4 protein-coding genes are annotated in these 2,153 nt (G+C 44.4%); all 4 read left to right on the top strand.

The window, feature by feature from the left end:
* Positions 1 to 75: 75 nt before the first annotated feature.
* Complete coding sequence (locus OB13_RS11085) at positions 76 to 153, top strand: hypothetical protein (protein ID WP_461490232.1); 78 nt, start codon at positions 76 to 78, stop codon at positions 151 to 153.
* A 210-nt stretch (positions 154 to 363) separates the two neighbouring features.
* Positions 364 to 816 (top strand): VOC family protein, encoded by a 453-nt coding sequence (locus OB13_RS11080; RefSeq protein WP_461490231.1) that lies wholly within the window; start codon positions 364 to 366, stop codon positions 814 to 816.
* A 124-nt stretch (positions 817 to 940) separates the two neighbouring features.
* Positions 941 to 1,306, top strand: coding sequence for a DUF2200 domain-containing protein (locus OB13_RS11075; RefSeq protein WP_461490230.1), 366 nt, complete (start codon positions 941 to 943; stop codon positions 1,304 to 1,306).
* 192 nt (positions 1,307 to 1,498) lie between these two features.
* The coding region (locus tag OB13_RS11070) for a glycosyltransferase family 39 protein (RefSeq protein ID WP_461490229.1) at positions 1,499 to 2,153 on the top strand (655 nt) is incomplete at its 3' end.

Raw genomic sequence — 2,153 nt, 5'->3', positions numbered from 1 at the left:
GTTTTCCAATTATCGTGTTCGTTTGGCTATTGTGGGGATTTTGAAAAATATACCAGCAAAAGCCTGAATGACTTCATGCACGAAAGCAACAAAGGTAAACAAGTCAATTTTGTGAGTCCTGTTACAGAAGGACTAACTAGACTCTCCCAATAATTAAAAAATAATAAGGGCAAATAAGACAAGAGAACAACGACCCGCTCACATCGTGTATAAAACATGTGAGATTTAGTGGCTGAGCAAAGTTTCCGCATCAGCCTTTGATTCGGCGGATATTGACGAATCCCACAATCCTCAACATTTCATGCAACTTCATGACTGAGACGATTTCACATAAACCTGGTCTTTAATGATAAGTAGCTAGATATGTCAAAAAATAAATTACTTCGGATGGACAATGTCGGAATCGTGGTAGAATCCCTAGATGACGCTATCTCATTTTTCACGGAAATAGGCTTGAAGCTAGAGGGGCGCGACACGATCGAAGGAGAATGGGCTGGTCGCGTTACCGGGTTGGGCTCTCAAAACGTGGAAATTGCTATGATGGTCACCCCCGATGGCCACAGCCGCCTCGAAATTTCACGATTTGTCACCCCTCCTACTATTTCAGATCACAGAACTTCTCCTGTCAATTCTCTCGGTTATCTTCGCGTTATGTTCACCGTTGAGGACATTGACGAGATGGTATCAAGGCTCAGCAAGCATGGCGCCCAGCTCGTTGGCGAGATCGTTCAGTACGAAGACTCCTATCGGCTCTGCTACATTCGCGGAACGGAAGGACTTCTAGTCGGTTTGGCGGAACAACTCGGTAACAAATGAGCAACTGGTGCTTTATAAAGATCTTAAATGTGGAATTAGTGCTACTAATATGACTGATATTAGTAGCATTCAGACTATAAAGACATAGTGAAAAGAAAAGGGAAACTAGAAAGTGTAAAATAGCATGAAAACGACACCTGAACACGATGCACGCATGGCAAAAATGACATTTGCCTCGGTATATCCGCACTATGTAACCAAAGTTGAGAGCAAAGGCAGAACAAAAGAAGAATTACATCAGGTAATAGCGTGGCTGACAGGCTTTGATGACAAAAACCTGCAGGAACTGATTGACCAAAAGGTAACGTTCGAAACATTCTTTACGAGTGCAAGCATAAACCCGAATGCGCAACTGATCACAGGAGTAATTTGTGGCTACCGGGTAGAAGAAATTGAAAACCCCTTGACAAAACAAGTAAGATATCTGGACAAGTTGGTGGACGAACTGGCGAAAGGCAGGAAGATGGAAAAGATTTTGCGTCAAGCGTAAAATATATTGCAAACAGCAAGACACAGAGATACACTCCGGCCAACATTGCATAAAGCGCATGTCAGATAAAGTGCTGAATTCAAGATTTCCGGCTCTTAAACAAGTCCGTCCCGGGCGGACAGAGAAGTGCTTCAAGAACCGCCACCAGACATGTACGAGACAATTGCCCGTAATTTTAAAGCACAGCACCTGATGGCAAGAAACGCAATACTCTTAACAGGCTTTGTCATCCTGAAATTTCTTTTGCAGTACATGCTGATAAGCCCGGAGTATGATTTGCAACGGGATGAATACCTCCACCTTGACCAGGCAAACCATCTGGCGTGGGGGTATATCTCCATTCCACCCCTAACTGCCTGGATATCCTTCCTCATCAAGCTACTGGGCAATAGCGTGTTCTGGGTCAAGTTTTTTCCTGCCCTTTTTGGAGCCTTGACTATTGTTGTCGTTTGGAAAGCGATTGAAGAACTCAACGGGAACTTAGCTGCCTTGATTTTGGGGGCTACCGGCGTTTTGTTTTCCGCTCTGCTGCGGCTCAATACACTTTATCAACCTAACTCTTTGGACGTGCTGTGCTGGACGACGCTTTACTTCGTTGTCATCAAGTACCTCAATACCCAAAAGCCGAAGTGGCTGTATGCTGGCGCCATAGTATTTGCCATAGGTTTTTTGAATAAGTACAACATCGTCTTCCTGCTCATAGGTCTTTTTCCTGCCATTTTAATGACCGAACAACGTGAAGTACTGGCCAGGAAGCACCTATACCTGGCCATGCTACTGGGCTTGCTGCTTATTCTGCCAAACCTTTTCTGGCAATACCAGAACCGGTTTCCGGTTATACATCATC

The organism is Pontibacter sp. HJ8, assembly GCF_054824225.1.
The sequence above is the reverse complement of the archived record's forward strand: the minus strand, read 5'-3'. Positions and strand labels throughout refer to the sequence as shown.

What these genes read in the sequence shown, in the direction of transcription:
- OB13_RS11085 (WP_461490232.1), top strand. Translation starts at nt 76, where the DNA reads ATGCACGAAAGCAACAAAGGTAAACAAGTCAATTTTGTGAGTCCTGTT.
- OB13_RS11080 (WP_461490231.1), top strand. Translation starts at nt 364, where the DNA reads ATGTCAAAAAATAAATTACTTCGGATGGACAATGTCGGAATCGTGGTA.
- OB13_RS11075 (WP_461490230.1), top strand. Translation starts at nt 941, where the DNA reads ATGAAAACGACACCTGAACACGATGCACGCATGGCAAAAATGACATTT.